Origin of the sequence: Psychrobacter sp. AOP31-B2-9, from assembly GCF_052378005.1 — a bacterium.
GTDB lineage: Bacteria > Pseudomonadota > Gammaproteobacteria > Pseudomonadales > Moraxellaceae > Psychrobacter.
In genome coordinates this window covers 1-24,698 of the sequence record NZ_JBQSXG010000002.1, presented here as the reverse complement: position 1 = coordinate 24,698, position 24,698 = coordinate 1, and the positions used below count along the sequence as shown (strand labels likewise).

The 24,698-nt window shown below is 41.9% G+C and carries 18 protein-coding genes and 2 tRNA genes; 9 read left to right on the top strand and 11 right to left on the bottom strand.

What is annotated here, in order from left to right; all coding sequences use genetic code 11:
* Nucleotides 1-10: 10 nt before the first annotated feature.
* The 4 genes from ACT3SX_RS00510 to ACT3SX_RS00495 form a co-directional block, all read right to left on the bottom strand.
* A complete protein-coding gene (locus tag ACT3SX_RS00510) occupies nucleotides 11-1,246 on the bottom strand; it encodes a restriction endonuclease subunit S (RefSeq protein ID WP_442069465.1) in 1,236 nt (411 codons plus the stop codon).
* Complete coding sequence (locus ACT3SX_RS00505) at nucleotides 1,243-2,823, bottom strand: type I restriction-modification system subunit M (RefSeq protein ID WP_442069467.1); 1,581 nt, start codon at nucleotides 2,821-2,823, stop codon at nucleotides 1,243-1,245. Before ACT3SX_RS00505 ends, ACT3SX_RS00510 begins: the two co-directional genes overlap by 4 nt.
* 136 nt (nucleotides 2,824-2,959) lie before the next feature.
* The gene (locus tag ACT3SX_RS00500; protein WP_442069469.1) at nucleotides 2,960-4,750 is read right to left on the bottom strand and encodes an N-6 DNA methylase; all 1,791 of its coding nucleotides are present in this window, start codon (nucleotides 4,748-4,750) and stop codon (nucleotides 2,960-2,962) included.
* 40 nt (nucleotides 4,751-4,790) lie between these two features.
* A complete protein-coding gene (locus ACT3SX_RS00495; RefSeq protein WP_192519335.1) occupies nucleotides 4,791-4,976 on the bottom strand; it encodes a hypothetical protein in 186 nt (61 codons plus the stop codon).
* A gap of 1,027 nt (nucleotides 4,977-6,003) precedes the next feature.
* Here ACT3SX_RS00495 and ACT3SX_RS00490 point away from each other — a divergent pair.
* The 3 genes from ACT3SX_RS00490 (at nucleotide 6,004) to ACT3SX_RS00480 (ending at nucleotide 8,973) form a co-directional block, all read left to right on the top strand.
* Nucleotides 6,004-7,143, top strand: a complete 1,140-nt coding sequence (locus tag ACT3SX_RS00490; protein WP_192519334.1) for a leucine-rich repeat domain-containing protein — start codon at nucleotides 6,004-6,006, stop codon at nucleotides 7,141-7,143.
* A gap of 223 nt (nucleotides 7,144-7,366) precedes the next feature.
* Nucleotides 7,367-7,909, top strand: a complete 543-nt coding sequence (locus ACT3SX_RS00485) for a peroxiredoxin-like family protein (RefSeq protein ID WP_192519333.1) — start codon at nucleotides 7,367-7,369, stop codon at nucleotides 7,907-7,909.
* A 269-nt stretch (nucleotides 7,910-8,178) separates the two neighbouring features.
* A complete protein-coding gene (locus ACT3SX_RS00480) occupies nucleotides 8,179-8,973 on the top strand; it encodes a YdcF family protein (RefSeq protein ID WP_192519332.1) in 795 nt (264 codons plus the stop codon).
* 36 nt (nucleotides 8,974-9,009) lie between these two features.
* On the opposite strand, the gene ACT3SX_RS00475 is transcribed toward ACT3SX_RS00480, so the two are convergent.
* The 7 genes from ACT3SX_RS00475 to rsmH form a co-directional block, all read right to left on the bottom strand.
* Nucleotides 9,010-9,936, bottom strand: coding sequence for a putative RNA methyltransferase (locus tag ACT3SX_RS00475; RefSeq protein WP_192519331.1), 927 nt, complete (start codon nucleotides 9,934-9,936; stop codon nucleotides 9,010-9,012).
* 170 nt (nucleotides 9,937-10,106) lie between these two features.
* Nucleotides 10,107-11,225, bottom strand: coding sequence for a phospho-N-acetylmuramoyl-pentapeptide-transferase (gene mraY / locus ACT3SX_RS00470; protein WP_192519330.1), 1,119 nt, complete (start codon nucleotides 11,223-11,225; stop codon nucleotides 10,107-10,109).
* 3 nt (nucleotides 11,226-11,228) lie between these two features.
* The gene (locus ACT3SX_RS00465; RefSeq protein ID WP_192519329.1) at nucleotides 11,229-12,695 is read right to left on the bottom strand and encodes a UDP-N-acetylmuramoyl-tripeptide--D-alanyl-D-alanine ligase; all 1,467 of its coding nucleotides are present in this window, start codon (nucleotides 12,693-12,695) and stop codon (nucleotides 11,229-11,231) included.
* A 97-nt stretch (nucleotides 12,696-12,792) separates the two neighbouring features.
* The gene (locus tag ACT3SX_RS00460; RefSeq protein ID WP_192519328.1) at nucleotides 12,793-14,457 is read right to left on the bottom strand and encodes a UDP-N-acetylmuramoyl-L-alanyl-D-glutamate--2,6-diaminopimelate ligase; all 1,665 of its coding nucleotides are present in this window, start codon (nucleotides 14,455-14,457) and stop codon (nucleotides 12,793-12,795) included.
* A gap of 83 nt (nucleotides 14,458-14,540) precedes the next feature.
* The gene (locus ACT3SX_RS00455) at nucleotides 14,541-16,646 is read right to left on the bottom strand and encodes a peptidoglycan D,D-transpeptidase FtsI family protein (RefSeq protein ID WP_192519327.1); all 2,106 of its coding nucleotides are present in this window, start codon (nucleotides 16,644-16,646) and stop codon (nucleotides 14,541-14,543) included.
* Entirely contained in the window at nucleotides 16,643-17,128 is a 486-nt protein-coding gene (gene ftsL, locus ACT3SX_RS00450; RefSeq protein WP_192519326.1) for a cell division protein FtsL, read from the bottom strand. Before ftsL ends, ACT3SX_RS00455 begins: the two co-directional genes overlap by 4 nt.
* A 223-nt stretch (nucleotides 17,129-17,351) precedes the next feature.
* Nucleotides 17,352-18,458, bottom strand: a complete 1,107-nt coding sequence (gene rsmH / locus ACT3SX_RS00445) for a 16S rRNA (cytosine(1402)-N(4))-methyltransferase RsmH (RefSeq protein WP_192519325.1) — start codon at nucleotides 18,456-18,458, stop codon at nucleotides 17,352-17,354.
* Between the two features lie 336 nt (nucleotides 18,459-18,794).
* Between rsmH and gltX the strand changes: the two genes are divergently transcribed.
* The 6 genes from gltX to ACT3SX_RS00415 all read left to right on the top strand — a co-directional run bounded on the left by gltX (nucleotide 18,795) and on the right by ACT3SX_RS00415 (nucleotide 24,560).
* A complete protein-coding gene (gltX, locus tag ACT3SX_RS00440) occupies nucleotides 18,795-20,321 on the top strand; it encodes a glutamate--tRNA ligase (RefSeq protein WP_192519324.1) in 1,527 nt (508 codons plus the stop codon).
* Between the two features lie 143 nt (nucleotides 20,322-20,464).
* Complete coding sequence (locus tag ACT3SX_RS00435) at nucleotides 20,465-20,830, top strand: hypothetical protein (protein ID WP_192519323.1); 366 nt, start codon at nucleotides 20,465-20,467, stop codon at nucleotides 20,828-20,830.
* 240 nt (nucleotides 20,831-21,070) lie between these two features.
* The gene (locus tag ACT3SX_RS00430) at nucleotides 21,071-23,062 is read left to right on the top strand and encodes an oleate hydratase (protein WP_442069472.1); all 1,992 of its coding nucleotides are present in this window, start codon (nucleotides 21,071-21,073) and stop codon (nucleotides 23,060-23,062) included.
* A 250-nt stretch (nucleotides 23,063-23,312) separates the two neighbouring features.
* Nucleotides 23,313-23,388, top strand: a tRNA-Ala gene (locus tag ACT3SX_RS00425).
* 149 nt (nucleotides 23,389-23,537) lie between these two features.
* A tRNA-Glu gene (locus tag ACT3SX_RS00420) sits at nucleotides 23,538-23,613 on the top strand.
* Between the two features lie 293 nt (nucleotides 23,614-23,906).
* On the top strand, nucleotides 23,907-24,560 hold the full coding sequence (locus ACT3SX_RS00415) for a LysE family translocator (RefSeq protein ID WP_192519321.1): 654 nt from the start codon (nucleotides 23,907-23,909) through the stop codon (nucleotides 24,558-24,560).
* Nucleotides 24,561-24,698 lie beyond the last annotated feature (138 nt).

The window sequence follows — 24,698 nt, the reverse complement described above, 5'->3', positions numbered from 1 at the left end:
TGTTTTATTTTTATACTTCAATGATACCCATCATCAGACGTGGTAAGAGGAGATCTCTAGCTTCTTTCAAATACTTGTTTTGCTTAGCTAAGTTTTCAATCAATAGATATAAAGGCTTAATCAGCTCTTCAAACTTCAATAAAATGTCAGTAGAAGGGATTCTAATTTCTATATTTTTAATAATGCTTTGGCTAATATTTTCTTGAGCAGCACCCATTCTAAAGTTCAGAATATATTTTTTATTGTAAAGTAGATATTGGTGAATAAAGTAAGACAAATACTCTTTGTCATCTTCGACAAGAAATGCACAGCAAGCTTGGTTTGTTGAAACTGACTTAGCGGCAAAAGTCGTTTCTCCGATAGTGTTACCGTACATCGCTAGTAAAACTGTATTTTTAGGAAACATTTTTGCTGAAGACTCTTTTAACCCTACTTCTGTTATATAACGCTCTGACTCAATTAAAATGAACTGCTTTAATTCGCCCGTTCGAACCCAAGGAATATCTCCATTTTCATAATACTCCACTTCTTTTGTTTTGCTTGGTGTTCCACCTGATGATGTTTTAAAAACTTCGCCAATTTTCGTATCTTCCCATTCCTCAGGCAAACCTGTCTCTGCGTCAACTTGTGTGTTTTCATGATCGGGAAACTTCATACGCACAAACCATTCTTCGTAAATAAGCTGTGCTTGCTCCTCTAATAGCTCGATACGTCTTATATTATTTTCGATTAAGTCATCGTAGGCTGATAAGATGCTAGCAATTTTTTGTTGGGTTGGCAGTGGTGGAATGATACAAGGCAAGCTTCTTATCATAGCCAAACTAAGAAAGCTTTGGGCTACACCACTTTTTATCCCTTTAATTGACTCTTGAAAATACTGTCCTTTTATCCAATAAAGTAAGAATGCTGGAATAATATTTGTATTTGGTCTCAATATTGAGACACTACTAGATAATCCAAAATCATCGTCATTATTGACGAGGTGGGCTGCTCCCATTGAACCGATAATACTTAAGAGTATGTCTCCTTTTCTAGGTTTTGTAAGCGCTTTAGAATCTTCTTTGAAATACTTTAAATAATCCTCTTTAGATATATAATCAACTTTTGATAACTTTAACCCATTCAAATCAAAATTTTTAGAAGTTAAATATAACACTCCTTTATCGACTCTTTTTATTGATGCATGAGCGCCATCACCCACTAATGCCACATCGTTTATTGTTTCTTTTTCCCAAACATCTTTCACAGCTCAACCCCTTGAATCTTTTTCATAAGCTCAGCTGCTTCTTCATTTAGACTGCTAAGCTCTGAGCGAATCTCAGTCATACGCCCTTTGTAATCAAAATCCATATCAATATCGATATTTACGCCCACATAGCGCCCTGGCGTTAGGCTATAGTCTTGCTCTTTTAAATCATCAAGATCCACTACTTTACATAGCCCTTCGACATCAGCATACGTGCCATCAGGGAAGTGCTCAGCAAACCACTCATTGTCTTTACTAATGCCAAGATCATCACCACGAAAGGCGTTCATTAGCGCAGTTAAGCCTTCTAACTGATCCTCACTAAAGTCTTGAATCGTACTACTGACTTTACGATAAGTGTTACGCGCATCGATCATCAAGATTTTGTCTTTGTTTTCCGCTTTCTTGTCTTTATTAAAGAACCAAACGTGACACGGTAGTGATCGGGTATAAAAAAAGTTATTGGCAATAGAGACAATACACTCGACATCGCCCGTCTCAATCAGCTGCTGACGTATTAGCTTTTCTGCATGACCTGCATCAGTCGCTGACGATGCCATGACAAAGCCTGCCCGACCTGACTCATTTAGATAACTGTGGAAGTATTGAATCCATAAGTAGTTACCATTACCTATCGTACCGCCTCTGGTCAAAGGTGCGCCAAACGGCAAGCGAGCGTCTTCTGTGAGAAACTTATTTTTCCCATCGATACCACTTACGTTAAATGGTGGGTTTGCCATCACAAAGTCACATTTACCAGTGAGGTTATGCGGATTGGTATAAAAGCTATTACTCTCAATAATAGCGCCTTCAATACCATGAACAGCAAGGTTCATCTTAGCAAGCTTAGTATTATTATTTTTGAGCTCTGTACCATATACAGTGATGGCTTTATTGACGCTTTTGTCTGGATTATGATCTCGAATGAAATGAGCCGTTTGTACGAACATACCACCAGAGCCACAAGCTGGATCATGAACGACACCATGATCTGGCTGTATAAAGTTAACGATTAGATTAACCAGTGATGGCGGTGTGAAGAACTCACCACCTTCTTGTGCGCCCGCGCCTTGCATGGAGAACTTCATCAAGAAAAACTCATAAATGCGGCCGAATACATCGCCTTTGGCTTTTCTTACTGCGTCTTTATTAAACACACGCACAAGGTCACGCAATAACTTGCTATCAAATGCTTGATAGTTTTTCGGTAGTATTCCTACTAAAGAAGGGTATTCTACTTCGATGATCTTCATCGCGTTGTTGATGGCTTCAGCGATATTCTCACTTTCAGGTAACGCTGCAAGGTAGTCATACTTTGCTTTTTCAGGCAGTAGAATAGATCCTTTGGCGACAAAGTCATCTTTGGTTACTTCGCGCTTTTTTCCAGTACGAGGGTTAATAGGTAACGACTCTTCGATACTACCCTTAGCTTCTTCATATCGGTTCTGTACAAACCTTAAAAACACCAAGCCTAATATAGGGTCTTTATATTCAGCGGCAGTAAGCGTTGAATTCGCACGCAAATTATCAGCTGCGCTCCATAGGTCGCTTTCGAGCTGTTTGATTGAAATATCCATGAACGGTTGTTTTCCTAATCTATATTTGAATGATTACTGCTTGTATGTTGCACTATAAAAGGTAAGCTGATCATGAAAGTTAAAACCACATCAGCATACCTTCTATCGTACTAGCTTGGACAGTATGATTTGAATTTTAGAGTTTCCAAAGCTGATCTTGTCGTGCTTGCTGTTCTAATAGTAGCTTTTGGATGGTTTGCTGAGTCTCTCGGCTCTTATCTACACACTCAATTGCCTGTTCTTGCTCATCATCAGACGGTACTATAACAGGTATCTGCTTGAGCTCTTTTAATGATATATTGGGTATAGTAGCCCCTTTAACTAGGCTAGCAATTTGAGTTTGCCCAATATGCGATTTTAGATAAGCATATAAAACCTTTGGATTCACTTTATCAGAGATTGGCCTTATCACTATCGCTGATCGATTCACCATCCAACATCCATCATCTGTCGTTGGTACATCTTCGGGAACAATACCAAGCTTACCAGCAGAACCTTTTAGAATGAAAATGATATCATTTGGCTGTAAAAAACCTGATTGGCTCTTCGTGCGCTCTGACTCTGATATGTAAGCCTCTTTGGTTGGTGTAGAGATATCACCAATGTCGTTTAGTTCACTAGCGCCCACTTCTAAGACAGTATAGTCACCTTCCTCTGGCTTAACAGATAAGCCACGCTCAAAACGGACAATACTATCAAGAGTGACTGTCTTTGCTTCTTCAAGAATTTTATTGACCGTCTTTTCCTCTGGATCTAACAGGTAACGCCCAGCATCTAGACGATATTCTTGCTCTTTGAGAGTCAAGGCTGACACTGTGGTTGCGCAAGCTAATTGCTCATCAGATGCTAGGTTCTTCAAAGCGATATCTATATTTCTCAAGCTTAGTAATCGCTTGGTTGTCTTTCTAATAAACTCTTCACCAGTTACGTCTACAAATCTTACCGATTGGTTATGACCGTTCGGCTCAATGAGTAACAATGATGTTTTTACAGCAGTTCCTGTCCAGATCCCTGACGGTAGGGATATAACTGCTTTAAGCATACCGTTAGTAACTAAATGCTCTCTTAAGTCTTTTTCCATAGTGGAATACAAGAATCCTTCAGTCACTGAGACAACAACGGTTTCACGACATTGTTTAAGCAAATGCAAAATATTAGCTGATTCAACCTTCTTAGTCGGTATGATAAATCGATCATAGCTATCGATATTATCAGAAATATGCTTTGGTACTGTTGCGCCCATCGGTGAGAAGCTAACACCATAATCGAAAGTCTTTAATTCGTTCTTGGACTTTGTATAACTAGGTTTATCCAATGCATTAGAATATGATATCTCAAACCTATTTTCGCTCATCAACGATAAAGCATCTGCTATCATTCCTGACTGATTGATTGTCTCATAATAAACACCTTCAGACTCCTCGCTAACTATAGTAACTAGAGGAAGTGAAGCAGGTGACATTAGATAGGTTGTCTTACCACTTGTATCACCTAATAATGCATTTACTAGCATATATACGCTAAAGTCTGTAAAACCTTCACTAGTCGATAAAGTGAAGTTTGAAATAATCGTTCTGATTGAATCAACTGCTGGGCTCTCTAGAGTGATGTCTTCATACTTCAACAACGTATTTATTGCGCTATGAAGAAATGGTAATGGCAGATCCTCTAGAGCATTATCGTATGAGAAAGCCCGCTGTATTTGGCTATCCTCACTTGCGTTAAGAGCCTCCACAAGCGCTAGCCACTCGCCTTTATACTCTGCTAAACTTTGACTTAGCTTTAAACCCTTCGGAAGCTTGTCTTCTTTTGATAACACTAAGATTGTTATTAGCTTTAATGCGACCTCATTGTGTTTTCTAATACCATACTGATGCATTAGATCATATAAGCTTATGACCAGCTCTTTAGTTTTATATTTTTGCATAAGATGAAATTACCTTTAATTTTTAGTATTGAAAGACATGCTATTTAAAAGCAAGTCTTCGATCATAGCTGTCTAAGTTATAGGTAGTAATCAATGTACCGCTTTCAGAAACAACGACTACCCCACCTTTTTTCAAAATATTCTTTAGCGTCTTAATAGCCGTTTGAATCTCTTTGACATCAAGATCTGCACCAGAACTTATTTTCTCATAACAGCTTAGTTTCATCTTACTCTCTCCCTTTTACACGCTAGAAGAAACTCCAATTCTACGAGTAGTTCTTTTGCGCGTTGTTTGTTCACAATGACCTTATCCCCGTCTACTTCTCCGAAAGCCATAACAATATCTAGTTCGGCTTTACCTATAGCCCGTTGACCCATCCTCGATACTAAATGCGTTGAAACTTTCATCAGAATTTCCTTGCGATCATTATTTGATGCAAGTAGTGTCTCATAGAAACTTAATGGTGTAAATAGTATTGATATAATATTTTTATAATCCAATTGGCAAATTTAATATTTCTACATTTTTTATTTAGTTATTGAGCTAGGTAACAGAGCATATTGCTTATATCTTGGAAGGCTATATTTGAAGAAAGATTAAGTCGATAACGGTAGTTCTATCGCTTCATATGTATATGAAGTAAATATCATTGTTTGCATGCACAGCAAGAATTACACGGCTTTTTTTGTTATAAGGTCTACTGGGTTGTTTAAGACGGTAGTGAATAGTATTAAGCAATGAGATAGAAAAAAATCTACTAGAAATGGTTTTTTGGTGATAATATATGTTTGAAATTAAATAATTAATTGGAAATATCTTGATACAATTAATCATGAGAAAAATCCCATTATTTGCCTTGCCTTCAATACTGTAGCGCTGTTGGTCTATTTGATGGTCTAATATGTATCTATACTAAAATAATTACAATCAAATCAATTACTTGTATATAAAGTTTGACTTCCTCCTTCACCGCCAATCTTAGCTCTTCATAACAGCTGCCTAGTTTTCCTATCTTGTCCTACCCCACCCTAATCCTTGTAAATCTTTATTAATAACGCTTCTAGCGTTTTTTTTATGTCTGCTGTTTTCCCAACTCAGCCCAACGTGACTCATCTATATAGTAAAAAACATGCTTATATACTTATTCAGGATATCTAATGGCATAAGTAAATCATGAGACTGTATAGTGGTTAAGTAATATGATTTAATTGAAACAATATCTCAATGCACTCTTTGAAAGTTTAGGAAATTTATGCCTCATAATGATACTGAGAAAAATTTAAGTGAATTTCAAAGTCCTGCAGAGTCCAGTAATCACTATGATAAGCTCAACTTAATCCTAACTGAGCGTAAAGCTAGCGAGTTAGTACTCGATGATGTTTGGATGCGAAAAATTTGGTTGTGGGCGGATAGTTGCGACATTCCTGATGACGTGATACCTCAAGATAAAAAAACTTTGCTAGCATTAAAAAGCATCGTTCTAGAAGCTCAAAACGTGACTAAGTTACCAGAGAGTATCGGACAGCTCAAGAATTTAGACCGGCTTGATCTAAATTATAACAACCTCAACGCGTTACCTGAGAGCATTGTACAACTGCAAAACTTACTTCAACTTGGCCTCAATGGTAATTGTATTGAAGCGTTACCAGTTGATATTGGGCAACTGAAAAACCTAAAAACACTTGGCCTCACTGGCAACAATATTACCGTGCTACCGAAAAGCATTGGGCAACTCAAAAGTTTAACGCAGTTGACGCTTGGTAGTAACACCCTTAATGAACTACCTGAAAGCATCGGACAACTTCGGGACTTGACTTATCTTTCTCTTTTTGACAACAATCTCACCTCTTTACCCGACAGCATTGGGCAGCTTAATAACTTAACTTGTTTATTTCTTGCTGATAACAATTTAAACGCATTACCTAAGAATATTGGGCAGATTGGAAACTTAGCGACACTGACGCTTAGTGGCAATAAAATCAGTACATTACCCGAAAGCTTGGGGGAGCTTAATAACCTAACTCAGCTGACTCTCAGTGATAATAACCTTAATGAATTACCTACTAGTATTGGACAACTGCATCGTTTAGAGATACTGAATCTTGATAATAATAACCTCAATGAGCTACCTGAAAGTATCGGGCAACTTGGCAACTTGACTAAACTGGTGCTTAGCGACAATAAGCTCAGCGAATTACCTACGAGCATTGGAGAGCTTAATCGTTTAGAAATACTGGATCTTTCTGATAACGATTTGAGCGTATTGCCTGAGAGTATCGGGTATCTAGACCAGTTAAAAACTCTATATATTAAAGGCAATAATATTAAAAATCTTCCGGAAAGTATTAAGCACAATAGCGATTTGTGTATTTATGACGATAACGGCCTGTGAAATAAGGCGCGCGACTTTGTGAGTCACTGTGTCTAGGGCGCAGCCTAATTTTGGGAATGAACCAAAGATAAAAAACAACGCATGTCATAAAACCTTGCACTCACTAACAAAAAGCCAACTTCATTATTGAGCATTTATTTGTAGTATCAATACTCATCATTTTGAACGATCAATCAAATTCAATGTGTAAATTTTTTAAACAAAAATGATAAGGATAAAAACGATGTCAACAGACTATACTCAAAAACTCCATGCCGGTGTAAAATTCCCAGACATAGACGTAACCATGCTAAACGGTGACGTCAAACCATTAGGAACTCCCGAAAACGGGCACGATTGGAAACTGGTTGTCGTTTATCGTGGTAAGCATTGCCCAAAATGTACGCAATACCTCACTCAGCTTGAATCCATAAAAGAATCATTTGCTAAAGTAGGCGTTGATATCATCGCTGTTTCAGGCGATAGCAAAGAGCAACTAGAGTCACACCTAGAAGAGCTAGATATTAACTTCCCTATCGCGTACGGTCTGACCATTGAACAGATGCACACGCTAGGTCTATACATCTCTGACCCACGCTCAGCAAAAGAAACCGACCATCCATTCGCTGAACCAGGTCTATTTGTTATCAATGCAGAAGGGAATATTCAGATTCTCGACATCTCAAATGCCCCATTTGCCCGTCCAGACCTAGAAGTCCTCGCTGGTGGCTTAGCATTTATTAGAAACCCAGAAAACAACTATCCTGTTCGTGGTATGCATCGCTAGAGATTACTTAAATAGGGCGTATTGAACGTTCAACACGCCCTAGTAGTTTATAAATATCTTTCAAAAAAAGAGCTCCCAATCTGGTGAGCTCTTTTTTTGTGCTAATTGATTTTGCGCTAATTGATGACGTTCTAAAAAATTTAGCTGTAATAGACAAAATTCATAATCTATCCATCTATAATAATGTACGGCTATGATAATCTTAGATTTGGCACTTTTAAAACTATTATCCAATATATTGATCATCTACATACAAGCGTATTTTATCTATGTCCAAAACACTACTCATCACCACTCGTACCATTTTGACCATTATTGGTCTCGTGATTATTATTGATTGCGTGGCGTTAATGGCTGTCGGTAAAATTAACTTTGGCTCGGTAGTGCCTTTTCTAGTGGGTAGTGTATTTGTCGCTCATGGACTATTTTGGCAGGCCATTCGCAGGTTTTTTAGCCGAAACCCTTGGTTAAATCGTTTATGGTATGCACTGTGGGGCATATTCGTACTTTGGCTCATCAGCTTTGTAATATTTATCTACTCCTTACAACAGCAGATTAAACTCAGTCAGCAGCCTGCACCTAGCGTTGCAGCCATTATCGTATTGGGTTCAGGAACAGTCGCAGGCAAACCCACACCAACCCTCGCCAAAAGATTGGATACGGCTGTACCACTAATAAAGTCACAACCCAATGCAGTGGTTATCACCAGCGGTGGCGTTGGTTTTCAGCGTACACGTAGCGAGGCGGATATCATGGCAACATATTTATATGAGACCCATGGCATAGAATTTGAACGCATATCACAAGAAGGTAAAAGTACCAGTACAGAGGAAAACTTAGCCAATAGCCAAGCAATACTAGAGGAAAAAGGGCTCTCTATAACTAACCCTATCGCGATCGTCACCAGTGATTTTCATACCATTCGCGCAGCGAGTATTGCTAAGCATCAAGGTTATCAGCAACCTATCACCGTCGCTAGCCCTACGCCCTTATCTATTCGCTATAATGCATGGTTCCGCGAGTATTTTGCCTTTGTGAGTGGTTGGCTATTGGGAGAGTATTGATACTAGCTGTCTATAAACTACCATGACTTATCATCGCTACTTTTTCGCTGTCTTTTGCAAAACATAAACCACAAATTTTGCTTCAGTATGAAATGCGTTTTTTTCCACTGCTGTCAGAAGCGCTTGTCTTTTCTCGCTACGCGCACGATATGCATAAGGTGTCATGGTCATTACATCAGCCAAACCACCTGCTGATAGCGTCAGTTCTGTATTGATACGATAAGTATCCATCAATGTGAAGTACGGTGCTAACTCCATTAAGAATTTATCAGAATCATGCTCACGAACATCATCAAATAAGGCATCACGCATCGTCGCCAGATGTCCTACATCAGGCTTGGCAATGATTAAATAGCCATCATCAGCCAACACTTCAGCAAAAGCCTCTGGCAAAATGGGACTAAAAATACTACTGATACCGGTCACACTACCCGCGCGTAACGGTAAGTGCGCAGCACTGGTTACCAATGGGTAAATCGCTGTCGACTGAGTAGCTGACTCTTGATCCTGTTGATACCATAGTGTGCTTTTAGCTTTACTGCTCCTAGCAACCTCCACCACGGCAGGTTTGCTGATGTCTGCTGCGATGAGCGTATTCATAACATCCGAACCCAGTTGTGCCATCGACTGGGTGTAATACCCTTCACCGCAACCAATATCCAACCAATTTACCTGCTCAATTGGCGATAACAACGCTAGCATTTTTTGGCAAATCAAGTCATTTAACGGCTGATAATGTCCTGCATCTAAAAACCGCTTGCGCGCTTCAATAGATGCTTGGCTATCTCCCGGTGCTTTGGATTTTTTTTGTTGGACTGGTAGCAGATTGACATAACCCTGACGTGCCACATCAAACGGATGATTGGTTTGCTTTGGATTTAGGCTACCATCACAGCGCCACGTATCAGGAGCAGGTGTTAAAGGTGACTGGCAAAGCGGACAAATAAACAAGGACACAAGCATCTCAAAGTCATAACAATATATTGCACATTTTACCAAAATTCAGGCTTACCAAGTAAATAAAACCTAAGATAAGACATGCGACAAAGCAGCTCATAAAAAAGCCACCTCAAATGTATTTGAAGTGGCTTTTAAATGAAAGATATCAACTTCTACCAATCGTAACGACTGTCTTAACGTAGCTTCAAGGTCATGAGTCCCAAAATCACGAGGATAATAGCGATAATCCAGAACCTTGTGACCACTTGGGTTTCTTTCCAGCCAATTTCTTCAAAATGATGATGCAGTGGCGCCATACGAAAGACGCGTTTTTTGCGCAGCTTATACGAGCCAACTTGTAGCATGACAGACAATGCTTCAGCGACAAACAGACCGCCCATAATGGCAAAAGCGATTTCTTGGCGAGTCATCACCGCAATCGTACCCAGCATCGCGCCGAGAGCAAGCGCACCCACATCGCCCATAAACACTTGCGCCGGATGAGCATTAAACCATAAGAAACCCAGCCCTGCCCCAACCATCGAGCCGCAGACGATAATCACTTCAGAGTTATAAGCGATATAAGGCACATGCAAATAATCAGCAAAGCGTACATCACCTGAAACATAGGCCATGGCACCCAAACCCGCTGCTACCAACACCACTGGCAAAATAGCCAAACCATCCAAACCATCGGTCAAGTTGACAGCATTGGATGCGCCATTAATCACAAAATAAGTAAAGATGATAAAGCCAATACCAAATGGCACTGCCGAAAACGGAATCACCCAATCTTTAAAGATAGGAATCAACAAATCCTGCATCTCACGCGTGGTATTGATATCTGGCTGTAGCGTGGCTATGTAGTATAAAGACCCTCCAACGAATAGAGCGCCCATCGATAACCAAAAATATTTTTTGCGCGCGATGAGACCTTTGGGATCTTTATATTTAATCTTTAGCCAATCATCTGCCCAGCCAACCGCACCGAAGATCACCATGACCACGAGTAAAATCCACACATAGGGGTTATTTAAACGCGCCCATAGCAGTGTCGACACGCCAATCGCGCTCAAAATTAATACCCCACCCATGGTCGGAGTACCAGTTTTGGCCAAATGTGATTGTGGACCATCATTACGAATGGCTTGACCGTATTTCAATGCTCGTAGATGCCGAATGACCGGCCCACCAAACATCATACTAAAGGCAAGCGCGGTCACAACCGCAAGTAACGCCCGTAGCGTCAACGAAGAAACCGCAGAAAACGGCGTATAATACTGGCCAAGCCAGCCAAACAACCAAACTAACACCGCCTACTCCTCGACTAGCGCATTGATAAGTGTTTCCATCTGCATGGAACGAGAGCCTTTAAACAACACAGTACAAGGCTGAGCCTGTTGCGCTTGTAAATACGGCTGTAAATACTGTAACAAACTGTCTTTATCAGCGAATGCATGGGCACTGATATCAGAAATCTCTTTTGCACCTGCTACAGTATAAGGCGCATACTCACCCACACACAGTAAAGCATCAATACCCGTGGTCGCTATCGTACGTCCCAAACTTTGATGTTCGCTAACTGCCGCATCACCCAATTCAGCAATATCACCTAAAACCATGACTTGCGTCCCTGTTTGCGCTGCCAACACTTTGGCAGCTGCACGGACTGAATGCGGGTTGGCATTATAAGTGTCATCAATCAATCGATGCATGCCGAGCAGCTGACTGTTCAAACGACCTTTGGCTGGACGGGCATTTTCAAGCCCAATGACAATATCGTCTACCGCGATATTTAAGGCATGAGCGCATGCTGCAGCTGCCAAAGCATTATTGACATTATGCTCTCCTGCTAGCGGCAAAGTGATATCCTGTACTTGGTTACCAATATGTAGCTTAAACTCACTACGTTCGGGCTCGACATCTAAATGGCTCGCACTCACATCCGTATTACCAAAACCAATCACATGTGAGGTATGCGTCTCCGCGATACGGCGCAATTGATTGGCAAAGTCATCTTTATCAGGCACGATAGCAAACTGAGTATCGGTTAATGTGCTATAAATCTCTGCTTTGGTCTGGCAGATACCTTCACGGCTACCAAACTCACCCAAATGCGCAGTACCGATATTTAGGATACAAGCCACATCAGGCTGAACAATCTCAGTTGTATAAGCAATCTCACCAATATGGTTAGCGCCCAACTCTAAGATGGCATAACGATGATGATCAGATAACTCAAGGAGCATCATCGGCACACCCAAATCATTGTTTAAATTACCACGGGTAATCAAGGTTGGTGCCAATCTGCCAAAGATACTACCAAGCATCTCCTTGCAGGTGGTCTTACCGCTAGATCCTGTAATCGCAATCACAGTGAGGTCGGTATGCTGCTGACGACGATAGGCAGCCAACTGCCCTAACGCGAGACGAGTGTCACTTACTACTAGCTGTGGAATATTATTTGGATCAGTGATAGTGATAGGCCGCGACACGATAGCAGCCACTGCACCTTTTGATGCAGCCAAATTAATATAATCATGGCCATCAAAGTTATCACCGCTGAGCGCTAAAAATATATCACCTGCTTTTATCGTCCGGGTATCAGTGGCAATACGGTTACTACTGACCGCATCTTTTGATAGCACTGTCTGCCCTGCGCTTATTTTTTCTGGTGATAGCTGCCAATGACCATCAAGCGATGCTGTCGCGGCAAGTAGATTATCCACTTGCCAGACATACAGCCCTTGCGCCTGAATGGTATTATCGTCGTCGGCTGTCATAGTGATTACCTTATATGATGACTACTTAGTTTTTATAAAAATCAAATCTTCAGATACTGATGAGGCCGTCAAAAATATTGAGACATATGCCAACTTGCTATGCTCGTCCGGCTTGCTCTAGTGTTTGCCGCAATACAACACTGTCATCAAAATCATAACGAATATGGTTTATTTCTTGATAGGTTTCATGACCTTTACCAGCGATAACGACGATATCGTCAGCCGCTGCATGACAGACGGCATATTCAATTGCTGCTTGACGAGCAGGTTCGATATGGGTTCGCTGATATTGTTCTGTACTCATTCCTGCTTGCATATCTTGCAAAATCGCACTGGGATCTTCTGTACGTGGGTTGTCCGCTGTCAATATGACACGGTCTGCACCTGATAGTCCTGCTTGTGCCATCAATGGGCGCTTGCCTGTATCACGGTCGCCACCACAGCCAAACACGGCCCACAACTGGCCTTTGCAATGCGTTTTTAAACTGGCTAGTACTTGGCTGAGCGCGTCAGGCGTGTGCGCATAATCCACGATAAAACAGCCATCATTCGAAGGCACTCGCTGCATACGACCCACCGCACCTTGCAACTTCGGTACCACTGTGGCAATACGATCCAAATCAGTTCCTAAAGCAACCACAGCACCAATAGCAGCAAGCAAGTTTGCCACATTAAAACGTCCCAATAATGGACTGATAATATGTGTACGGCTCTGGCGTTCACCACCAAAATCAGCACACAAACAAACTTCAACACCTTGTAAGCTCGGTTTGATTTCAGTCGCTACAAAAGTTGCTGCTTTTGATGGATCTAAACTATAAGTCCAGACCGTTAGACCGCTGGCATTTGCTGTATCGATCATCACCTGCACATACTCATCATCGATATTAATAATGGCATGGGTCAAATCAGGGAAATGTTTGCTATCAAAAAGCTTGGCCTTTGCCGCTGCATATTCTGCCATATCAGCATGATAATCTAAATGGTCGCGACTCAAATTGGTATAAATCGCCACAGACACGGGCATGCCTTGCAAGCGCTGCTGATCTAACCCGTGCGAGCTGGCTTCCAAGGCCAATATCTCAGCGTTCTCTAAACCCATTTGATATAAAAATTGCTGAACAGCCAAGGCGTCACCAGTGGTATGACTGGCTTGTTGCAGCGCACCAAGTCGACCATTACCTGCTGTCCCCATCACGGCACTACTCATGCCCGTCAGCTGTGTTAATTGTGCTACCAATTGACTGATCGTGGTTTTGCCATTGGTACCCGTTACCGCAACGACATCGGGTAAATCGACTGGTTGCTGATACTGCAAACGCGCTTGAATCAAATCACCTAAAAAATCACGGATATTCGGGACATATAGCACTGGACACTTTAACGCCGCTAATGACTGCTGCTCGCTAGGGTCATCAATCATAGCGAGTAATATGACAGGGTCTATTTCTGATAGGATAAAAGCCGCATTTTTAGCGGCTTGATATAGGTAATCACGACTTTTTTGATCATTTTCAGTCTGGCTTTTTAATAAAACAAATACATCACCTGTCTCTAACTGACGACTATCTAGACGAAACTGCTGAAATGGGGTGTTGATCGCCATGTCCGTATGGTTAGATGTATCTTGAATCGCTATATGTGCTTTAGATGCCGCTACTATCGCCATTGATAACTGTTGTAAACCATGTTTGCCACTGTCACTAGATTGAATCAGCTGTTGCAAGGTAACAGTCGTATTGTTGGGCGATAAGATAGTCATCGGCAAATCCTAAACGGTTAAAACAAATTAAAGAGTTAAAGGTTAAATATTAAAAAACATTCATGAACCAACATCTAAGATCATCAATTTTCAGTTTTTAACGGCTTATCCAATGGTACATTATATAGGCGTAGTGCCTCTTTCATAACATTATGAAAGACTGGAGCGACTGTCAAACCAGCATAAATCTGACCACGTGGATCTTCGATCAGCATCACGCCGACGAGCCTTGGATTGGACGCAGGTGCTATACCAGCAAAGACGTTACGATATTGATCGCTATAGTAACCACCGTCTGGATTGATACGACGCGACGTTCCTGTTTTACCCGCGACACGATAACCGTCGATAGCGGCGGCTTTTGCCGTACCACCTTGCTCAGTGACACTTTCCAGCATTTGAACAATCGACATCGCTTGTTCATGCTCCATGATACGTTTGCTTGGCTGCGCCTTATCATCTTTGATTAATGTCAAAGGATGCATCACCCCACCTGCAGCCAATGCTGAGTATGCTTGCGCTATCTGTGCCACAGTTACTTGTAGACCATAGCCATAACTGACAGTTGCACGCCTTGCCGTTTCTTTTTCTTTTGGTGTGACAACCATACCTTTGCCCTCACCAGGGAATTGAAGTGGTGTCTTTTCACCAAAGCCAAACTGCCTTTGCATATTGCTGATAGCATCAGCTGGTAACGACAACGCAATCTTAGTAGAAGCGACGTTACTAGATTTCTGCAACAACGTAGCCAAATTAATCATGCCTAAGTTATTATGGTCACGAATAGTATAGCCACGCACACGAATAGATCCAGGATTGGTATCAATTAAAGAAGTAGACGTATACTTGCCAGAATCTAAAGCAGCAGCAACCGTAAATGGCTTCATGACTGAGCCAGGCTCAAAGACATCCAATACTGCTCTATTACGCTGATTTTCACCGGTCATCTCATTCAAATTATTTGAGTTAAATGATGGCCAGGTCGATAATGCAAGTACCTCACCCGTTTGTACATCGACGATCATCCCTGTCGACCAACGTGCCCTCTGTAAGCGCCCTGCTTTTTCTAGTTCTTTATAGAGTAAGTACTGAAGACGCGAATCAATAGTCAATGCCACGTCTTTGCCAGGAACTTCTGGCTCAATTTGTTTGATCTCTTTCAGGCTGTTCTGTTTGGCATCTTTTAGTACCAATACTTGACCATCCTCGCCCGCCAGCTCTTTCTCGTACTGACGTTCGATTCCAGCACGACCTTCATAGCCACCATCAGGGTCATTGGCGTTTTGGCCCATAAATCCAAGCAATTGCGAGTTCGGTTGTGGCTGCGGGTAATAACGCTGAAAGAAGCTTTTTTCATAGACACCAGGAAAATCAAGCGAACTGACACTCTGAGCAATCTCAGGCGTGACTTTGTTCAATAGTGGTAGATAATGCGATCCCGGACCAGACGGCAGTACAGCCTTAACCGCTGCTTCATCGGTAACATCTATACTGTCATCGATTGCAGTGACTTTTTCTAGCTTACTGACTGAAATATTCGCTGCCGCAGCCAGTTTGGTTAAATCCATACCATCTAAGCGCTTTTGCATACGAGCAATCAGTTGTGGACTATCAGGATTGGTCAGAATAATACGCTTGAGCTCATAATATTCGCGAGCATAATCATGTGGGCTGAAAGAAACGGTTGCTAGTGGTGCACTGACAGCTAACGGTAAGTTATTACGATCTGTAATCATGCCACGATAGGATTTTTGTGTGCGTGTGCTGGTAATGAGCTCATCGCCTTTATCTTGATAGAACTGCGCATTAGCGACTTGTAAATAGTAAGCTCGTGCGATCAGTAAGCCTAATATAATAAGTGCAATAGCCCAAATAGTACGAAAACGGTTTTTATCCTGATCGAAGCCACCACGCGAAGAAGCCCCTGACGCCTTGCCCAAAAACCCTCTTTTGCTTTTTTGGTTTTTAACGCTGGTATAAGCACCTTCTGTATCATTCTTTTTTAGACGATCAAATAACTTGGCTTTACGGTTGCCAGATCCTTTACGTTCAGCCTTACTGCTGGTTTGCCCAGATTTAGCCGCACTTGCAGGACGCAATGGTTTGGTGACTTTGCCACTAGCAGGTTTTTTTCTAGGCGTTTTCGCAGTGCCCTTGCCTTTTGGTGCATTGGATTTTTTATCACTCATTGTCCTGCCTCCTCTGAGCCAGAACTAGGCGACGTATCTGCATCTGATTCATATACATCTGAACTATCAGTGGCGTCATCTACATCTGGCTCGTCAACAACTGGCACTAGCGCAGTCGATGCACCTGGTTGAATAATGAGTTTGTCTTTGAGCGTCGGTGAAAACATACCTAACTCAGATACTGCCCGACTGGCGATTTGCGGGGTCGCACTAAACGTCTGTTGCTCAATGAGTAAACGTTGGTGTTCAACTTGAAGCTTGCGCTCTTGCTTTTTCATGTCTTGCAAGGTTTTATAATCCTGATGGTATTGCTGGACGCCTTCGGCAGTTTTGATACCGCTCCATATAATCGCCGCTGCTAGCAGCAAGAGCACCACCACATAAATGCTAACCACATTAAATCGGCGCACAAACAATTCGCCGATATCGGGGTTATAAGATGATGCAGCGCGACGGTTTGTCGGTTTGTCAGATATTGCCATGACGATCTCAAAAAGTGAACTTCAAAATGTAAAAAGCGATAATCGTCTATGAGTGATAAAAACTCATTAGCCGTCAGCACCATCAAAATGTAAACAAACAAGAAAGCAATTGCCGAGCCTATCAGATAATGTTTACAGCTTTTTAACAGCTGCGTAAGCATTAAGACAACCCGTCACGTGCTAGAAACAACACATGTCCTAGTACTTATCACTTAAGTAAGAGTTATTGCTCAGTAACAGGTAGGTAATCGACATCTGTACGTGTTGCCAGTCGCAACCACGCACTACGCGAGCGTGGGTTTTGACTGGTTTCTGCTTTGCTTGGACCGACGCGTTTTGGTTTACTAAAATAACGCGGGCGATTGGGCGGCATCGGTAGGTTTTCGTCTTCTGGATACTGACCTTTACTATGCCGCTGCAAAAACTGCTTGATACGGCGATCTTCTAACGAATGAAAACTAATCACGGCTAGCTGTCCGCCTGACTTTAAAATAGGAATGCTTTGCTCCAAAAAGGCATCAACATCACCAAGCTCATTATTAATAAAAATTCGCATGGCCTGAAAACTTTGGGTCGCTGGATGTTTGCCACGCTGCCAGTTCGGATGCGCAACTTTGATAACCTCTGCCAACTCAAGCGTCGACTCATAACTGTCCATCTGTTTGATGGCACGGGCGATACGGCGGCTATGACGCTCCTCACCAAACTCATAAAGCACATTGGCCAACGTTTCATCATCGACTGTTTCTAGCCACTGGGCGACTGACTGTCCACGACTGGTATCCATGCGCATATCGACCGCGCCATCACGCATAAAACTAAAGCCACGACTGCCATCATCGATTTGCGGTGAGGAAATACCCAAATCCGCCATTAGCCCGTCCACCTCAGTAATGCCCATCGCAGCTAAGCTGTCCGTCAGTGTCGCAAAGCTGTCATGAACCACTTTTACGCGGCGATCAGTACTTGCCAGTTCTTGAGCCACGCTAATGGCTGTCGGATCTTTATCAAAAACAATCAGCTGCGCATCATCGGCAAGTTGACTTAATAATAACCTGCTATGACCACCGCGCCCAAAGGTGGCGTCGACATAGATACCGCTTACCTTCAAGCTATTTTGGTCGTTATTGCTTTTATCATCACTGCCTTTACCCTCGCTGCCTGTTTGCTTAGGCAGGGATTTGACACCCAACACTGCCGCGACTGTCTCTGGTAAAAGTACGGCATCATGAACAAAACTTAATTCATCAGAGTGGGTATCGTCAGCAGTTTCAGAATGATTTACGTTAGATAGTGGCTTTTTTTCTGGCTTATTATTTAATAGTGACACAAACGACTCAGTAGATGGCGACCATATTGGCCAGTAATAGTAAAAAATCAGATGAAAATAAACAAGTTATGTCTTGCCTAGCATTATTATCGCAAGGATATATCTGTAGTCAAGCGCTAGACGGGCTTTTCATTAAAAATATCCCATCTCTCTGTTATACTAGCGCTATATTTTACGCTATTTTTTGGCTTTGACAGCTATTGTTTCATCTGTATTTTTGCAAATATTTCATTCATATTTGTCATATATATTTATCATTGCGGTTTTTTATTACCCTCTTTCATTGCTAGACTCGTTAACCAATACATTTATCAATAAACACACTCTGAGATTCTTATGACGCAACCATCGACCCAAGCATCAACGCGCCCTATTCGTACTCGTATCGCGCCTTCACCAACTGGCTTTCCTCATGTAGGCACAGCTTATATTGCACTATTTAATTTAGCCTTTGCTAAAGCGAATGGCGGCGAGTTTATTTTGCGTATCGAAGACACTGACCAAACGCGCTCAACCGAGCAATCTGAACAAATGATTTTGGATGCGCTGCGTTGGGTAGGCCTCGATTGGAGCGAAGGTCCAGACATCGGTGGTCCACATGCCCCTTATCGTCAAAGCGAACGCGGCGATATCTACAAAAAACATGCTGAGCAGCTGCTAGATAGTGGTCATGCCTTCCGCTGTTTTTGTACCAGCGAAGAGCTAGATGCGATGCGTGCGGCACAAATGGCCAATGGCGAGACCCCTCGTTACGATGGCCGTTATGCCAACTTATCACGTGAAGAGTCAGACAAAATGGTCGCCGATGGCAAACCATACGTCATTCGTATGCATGTACCAACCGAAGGCATTTGCCAAGTACATGACATGCTGCGCGGTACGGTTGAGATTCCTTGGGCACAGGTAGACATGCAAGTGCTGCTCAAAACTGATGGCATGCCTACTTATCATCTGGCCAACGTCGTCGATGACCACTTGATGGAAATCACCCACGTTATGCGCGGCGAAGAATGGCTAAACTCTGCACCTAAGCATCAACTGCTGTATGAATATTTTGGTTGGGAGATGCCTACCCTTTGCCATATGCCATTGCTGCGTAACCCTGACAAATCAAAGCTGTCTAAGCGTAAAAACCCAACCTCTATCACCTACTATCGTGATGCAGGCGTGTTGCCTGAAGCGCTGCTCAACTACCTCGGCCGTATGGGCTACTCGATGCCTAATGATGCTGAGCAATTCACTCTAGATGAGATGATTGCCAGCTTTGATATTCAGCGTGTGTCGCTCGGCGGTCCTATCTTCGATATCGAAAAGCTCAACTGGCTAAATAGCGAATGGCTACGTGCACTCACGCCTGAGCAACTAAAAAATAAAATCCTAGAATGGGCCAGCAACAGCGATAAGTTAACGGCTATCGCAGCAGCGATTCAGCCACGTATTGAGTTACTGTCTGATGCAGTTAATTGGGGTGGTTTCTACTTCCAGAACCTACCTGATATCACTGCTGAGAGCTTTACGCATAAAACGCTCACACCTGAGCAAATCATCGAGATGCTGCAGTTCGCGCTTTGGAAGCTTGAAGTGCTACCAACGTGGTCAGAAGAAAACATCTATGCCACGCTAAAAGGTCTGGCCGCTCACCTCGATATTAAGATGCGCGACTTTATGGCGCCGTTCTTTATCGCTATCGCTGGTAGCACCTCATCGACGCCAGTCATGAACTCTATGGCAATTATCGGTGCTGACATGACGCTGACTCGCTTGCGTCATGCGGTTGATGTATTAGGTGGCCTTGGCAAAAAGAAACTGAAAAAGCTAGAGAAACAAGCGGCTGAGTTACCGGATTTTTTGGCTGCTGAATAGTTTAAAAGCTGAATGACTTATCTGCTAAATAACCAATGAGCTAAACTTGTCATATTTAGAAGGGTCAGGCCAGTTCTGACCCTTTTTTATTCTTAATCAACATCACTACTCTCATACGATTAAACCTCTTAATTGGAGTCAAAATGGCCGCCAAAACCGTCACGATAGAAAGCAAAGATTATGTCTTTAATACCCTAAAAGAAGCACAGAAATACTATGATGCGATCGTAAAAGAGCTTTTTGACGCAAAACTCACCCTGACAACAGGCCAAGATTTTGACGATTTAAAATGGATATACACCACTTACTGTGGCTATACCAAGCATAACCTAGGTAAATTAAATGCGTTTGAAATCACTGGCTTCAAAGGTGTCAGAACCGTCAGAGAAAAAGGCGGACAGTATGTCCCTACTGAGTGCTGTGTAATCCTATTTTCTGATGGCAGCGAAGAAGAGTTTTTTACCGACAAAGCCATCAAAGAAATCGCTCTCAAGCAAAACCCGCGCTAGTTAGTACTCATCACGGTAATTAGTGCTCATACATATGATTCGATGAATGCGATGCCACCAAATCTAGCGATATTCAGGCATCGCACATCAAAAACATTAAAATTGCTCATAAAATCAATCTGATAAAAAATGTGAATACTATAGTCTAAAACTGTAGTGTTAGAAGGTAGCCATTAGGCGTATTATTAAGTTGTCATCAAGTAATAATTCATTTTATTTAATCCATAATGGAGATAAACAATGAGTGATAACCAAAATAACCTTAATGAAGACTTAGCATTTAATAATCACAATAATAAAACCAATAGCTTTACACATCAGCCTGATGCTAGTAGCACTTATTTTCATAACAGCCCCTCGCAAAGCCTACCTTTCGCGGACAAAATCGGTAACTATCAGCGCAATATCGGCAGACCGACTGACGCCTATCAAGACAGTAAAGTATACATTGTGGGTAGTGGTATCGCAGGGCTAGCAAGTGCCTACTACAGTATCAGAGATGGCAAAGTTCCTGCAGAAAACATCACTTTGTTAGAGAAGTTAGACATAGCGGGTGGTTCGCTAGACGGCAAAGGTACAGCAGAAAGCGGTTATATGGTTCGCGGTGGTCGCGAGATGGAGTTTACTTACGAGAATTTTTGGGATTTATTTCAAGACATACCCGCACTTGAAATGCCTGAGCCATACAGTACGTTAGATGAGTATCGCATTGTCAACGACGATGACCCCAACTATTCTATTGCTCGTTTACTACATAATCAGGGTGAGATAAAAGATTTTAGCTATTTTGGCTTGGCTAAAGCAGACCAGCTAGCAATCATCCGACTACTACTAAAACGTAAAGAAACCTTGGATGATCTGACTGTTGAAGATTACTTTAGTGAGCGTTTTCTTAATAGTAACTTTTGGACGTTTTGGCGGACTATGTTTGCCTTTGAAAACTGGCATAGCTTGCTAGAATTAAAGCTTTACATGCATCGGTTTTTGCAGGACTTAGATGGTCTGCATGATATGTCTGCGCTGGTATTCCCAAAATACAACCAGTACGATGGTTTCGTCCTACCATTACGTAACTACTTGATCGAAAAAGGCGTCAACTTTCAATACGACACGCTAGTGACCGACTTAGACATTGATGTTGATGTTGATGTTGATGTTGATGTTGATGGTACCGCTGATGACACTGCTAAAAAACAAGTTCGCACGATTATCGCTCAAACAGCTGGCAAACCTGCCAACATCTCAATAACGGATAAAGATTTTGTCATTGTTACCACAGGCTCCATGACTGAAGACACCCGTTATGGCGATAACGAGACCTCACCAAAATTAGACTTCAATAAAGACACCATGGGTCAATCATCTGGTTGGCAACTTTGGAATAACTTAGCAAAAAAATCTACAGTCTTTGGGCATCCTGAAAAATTCAATACTCATGTCGATCAGTCTTCTTGGATGTCAGCGACATTGACCTGCAAGCCTTCAGCGCTGACGAATAAGCTTAAAACCTTGTCGGTTAATGACCCCTACTCTGGTAAAACAGCCACAGGTGGCATCATTACCTTTACGGATTCAAACTGGCTCATGAGCTTTACTTGTAACCGCCAACCACATTTCCCTGATCAGCCAAAAGACACTTTAGTGCTTTGGGTATACAGTTTACTGATGGATAAAGAGGGCAATCATGTTAAAAAACCTATGCCTAAATGTACGGGTAGCGAGATTTTAAGCGAGCTTTGTTATCATTTGGGAATCAGTAGTGAGAGCGATAATGTCATAGACAATACCATCGTCAAAACGGCATATATGCCTTATATTACCTCAATGTTTATGCCTAGAGCCAAAGGCGATCGCCCTGATATTGTACCCAAAGGCTGTACCAATTTAGGACTGGTAGGACAGTTCGTCGAAACCAATAATGACGTGGTGTTTACCGTCGAAAGCTCTGTTCGCACGGCTCGTATTGCTGTTTACTCATTACTTGATGTCAAAAAACAAGTGCCCGATATTGATCCTTCACAATATGATATCCGTCACTTACTGAGAGCGGCGAACACGCTCAATGATGGTAAAGGCTTTATTGGCGAAAGCATATTACGTCATCTCCTCAAAAACACTTACTATGAGCATGTCCTGCCGCCATCTGACTCAACAAGTAATAAAGACGATAAACCCAGTAACCATTTACTCTCTCAACAGTGGGAAGCTATCAAAGGGCTGTGGAACAAATAACGCTATTAAGCTGGTTTTAATATTACGGTTATCTTGTATAGCCGTGATATTTTTCTGCCTCTTTTTGGCTCACTATCAGCTTATATTCATCATAAAACAATAGAATAAGATTAGGGCCTGTCCTCAATTTAGACTATAAATGGCCTAAAAATGGTTAAATCATTATCTTTATATGAAAAAAACCAATTATTTTAAAAATAGTAGTTGACAAGGCTGCCGCTCTTACATAAAATACGCACACTCTTAGCGAGGGGCTATAGCTCAGTTGGTAGAGCACTTGCATGGCATGCAAGGGGTCAACGGTTCGACTCCGTTTAGCTCCACCATGCTATTTATAGCAAAGATTAACATCAACAGATGCTACATTATCAATACTCGCTAAAGTACGATATCAGCACCTAGGCAATGCTTATTTATAATAAGCCATCTGATATTGTGAAGTACCGTTGTAACCCTTAGTTATGACACTCTATGCGTCCCCATCGTCTAGAGGCCTAGGACACCGCCCTTTCACGGCGGTAACGGGGGTTCGAATCCCCCTGGGGACGCCACTATTCGGCGTCACTTATTAGCACTTTTGCTTAGCATCAGGTTAGACTAATAAGCGAACAATAAAAAATCCCAGTCATCATACGGTGACTGGGATTTTTTATGTCTATTGGTTTCTTAACACCCTCTATTCCGCTGTCGTTAGCTTATTATTAATAGCTGCTAGCATACTGCTAATAGCGCTATTGCCAACTTATCTAATACTCGTTACTATCGATCTAATAAGCGTGTTTATAAAGTGCAGCCACATACGATAAATGATGAGGCTTAGCGTGACTAAAGGGAAGTGATTGCAATGTTTGGTATCGAAAATTATCTAGGGTTTATCTTAGCGGCGATTTTATTAAACCTAACGCCAGGCACTGACAGTATCTATATTATTACTCGTAGTGTCTCACAAGGACAGACCGCTGGGTTTCACTCTGTACTAGGCATTACCTCAGGTATTTTGGTACATACGCTATTGGCATCCTTAGGATTATCAGTATTGCTCGCCAGCTCACCAATGGCATTTATGATCGTTAAATACATTGGGGCGGCTTACTTGTGCTATTTGGGTCTAAAAATGCTGCTAAGCAAAAACTCAAGCTCGATAGCAAATAGCTTAGCTAGCGACCAAAGTATTGCCAGCAATCAGAATAAAGAAGGCTGGAAAACTTATAAACAAGGCGTATTAACCAACGTGTTTAATCCGAAGGTCGCGCTATTTTTCCTAGCCTTTCTTCCCCAGTTTATTGACTCTAGCTATGCTTATGGCATGTTGTCATTTTTGATGTTGGGCATTACCTTTGCTATCACTGGTTTTATCTGGTTTTCTTGTCTGTCGCTGTTATCGTCACGCTTTAGCAAAAGCCTGCGTGAAAAACCGTCTATCGAAACTTTATTAAACAAGATTAGCGGCATAATATTTTTTGGTTTGGGTATTAAACTGCTGACCGAGAAGGGTTAAGCATCTTAACAGCGAAAAAGTTATTTCCATAAAAAATCCCAGTCATCATACGGTGACTGGGATTTTTTATGTCTATTATTTCTTATATAGGGTGTAATGGACAAAATTCATGCTAGCGTAGAGTCTAACGCTATATAC

Coding starts and splice junctions, on each gene's coding strand:
- ACT3SX_RS00475 (WP_192519331.1), bottom strand. CDS start 9,936: ATGCTTGTGTCCTTGTTTATTTGTCCGCTTTGCCAGTCACCTTTAACA.
- ACT3SX_RS00500 (WP_442069469.1), bottom strand. CDS start 4,750: ATGCAAAAATATAAAACTAAAGAGCTGGTCATAAGCTTATATGATCTA.
- ACT3SX_RS00465 (WP_192519329.1), bottom strand. CDS start 12,695: ATGACAGCCGACGACGATAATACCATTCAGGCGCAAGGGCTGTATGTC.
- ACT3SX_RS00455 (WP_192519327.1), bottom strand. CDS start 16,646: ATGAGTGATAAAAAATCCAATGCACCAAAAGGCAAGGGCACTGCGAAA.
- ACT3SX_RS00505 (WP_442069467.1), bottom strand. CDS start 2,823: ATGGATATTTCAATCAAACAGCTCGAAAGCGACCTATGGAGCGCAGCT.
- ACT3SX_RS00480 (WP_192519332.1), top strand. CDS start 8,179: ATGTCCAAAACACTACTCATCACCACTCGTACCATTTTGACCATTATT.
- ACT3SX_RS00485 (WP_192519333.1), top strand. CDS start 7,367: ATGTCAACAGACTATACTCAAAAACTCCATGCCGGTGTAAAATTCCCA.
- ACT3SX_RS00430 (WP_442069472.1), top strand. CDS start 21,071: ATGAGTGATAACCAAAATAACCTTAATGAAGACTTAGCATTTAATAAT.
- ftsL (WP_192519326.1), bottom strand. CDS start 17,128: ATGGCAATATCTGACAAACCGACAAACCGTCGCGCTGCATCATCTTAT.
- ACT3SX_RS00415 (WP_192519321.1), top strand. CDS start 23,907: ATGTTTGGTATCGAAAATTATCTAGGGTTTATCTTAGCGGCGATTTTA.
- ACT3SX_RS00435 (WP_192519323.1), top strand. CDS start 20,465: ATGGCCGCCAAAACCGTCACGATAGAAAGCAAAGATTATGTCTTTAAT.
- ACT3SX_RS00490 (WP_192519334.1), top strand. CDS start 6,004: ATGCCTCATAATGATACTGAGAAAAATTTAAGTGAATTTCAAAGTCCT.
- ACT3SX_RS00495 (WP_192519335.1), bottom strand. CDS start 4,976: ATGAAACTAAGCTGTTATGAGAAAATAAGTTCTGGTGCAGATCTTGAT.
- ACT3SX_RS00460 (WP_192519328.1), bottom strand. CDS start 14,457: ATGACTATCTTATCGCCCAACAATACGACTGTTACCTTGCAACAGCTG.
- gltX (WP_192519324.1), top strand. CDS start 18,795: ATGACGCAACCATCGACCCAAGCATCAACGCGCCCTATTCGTACTCGT.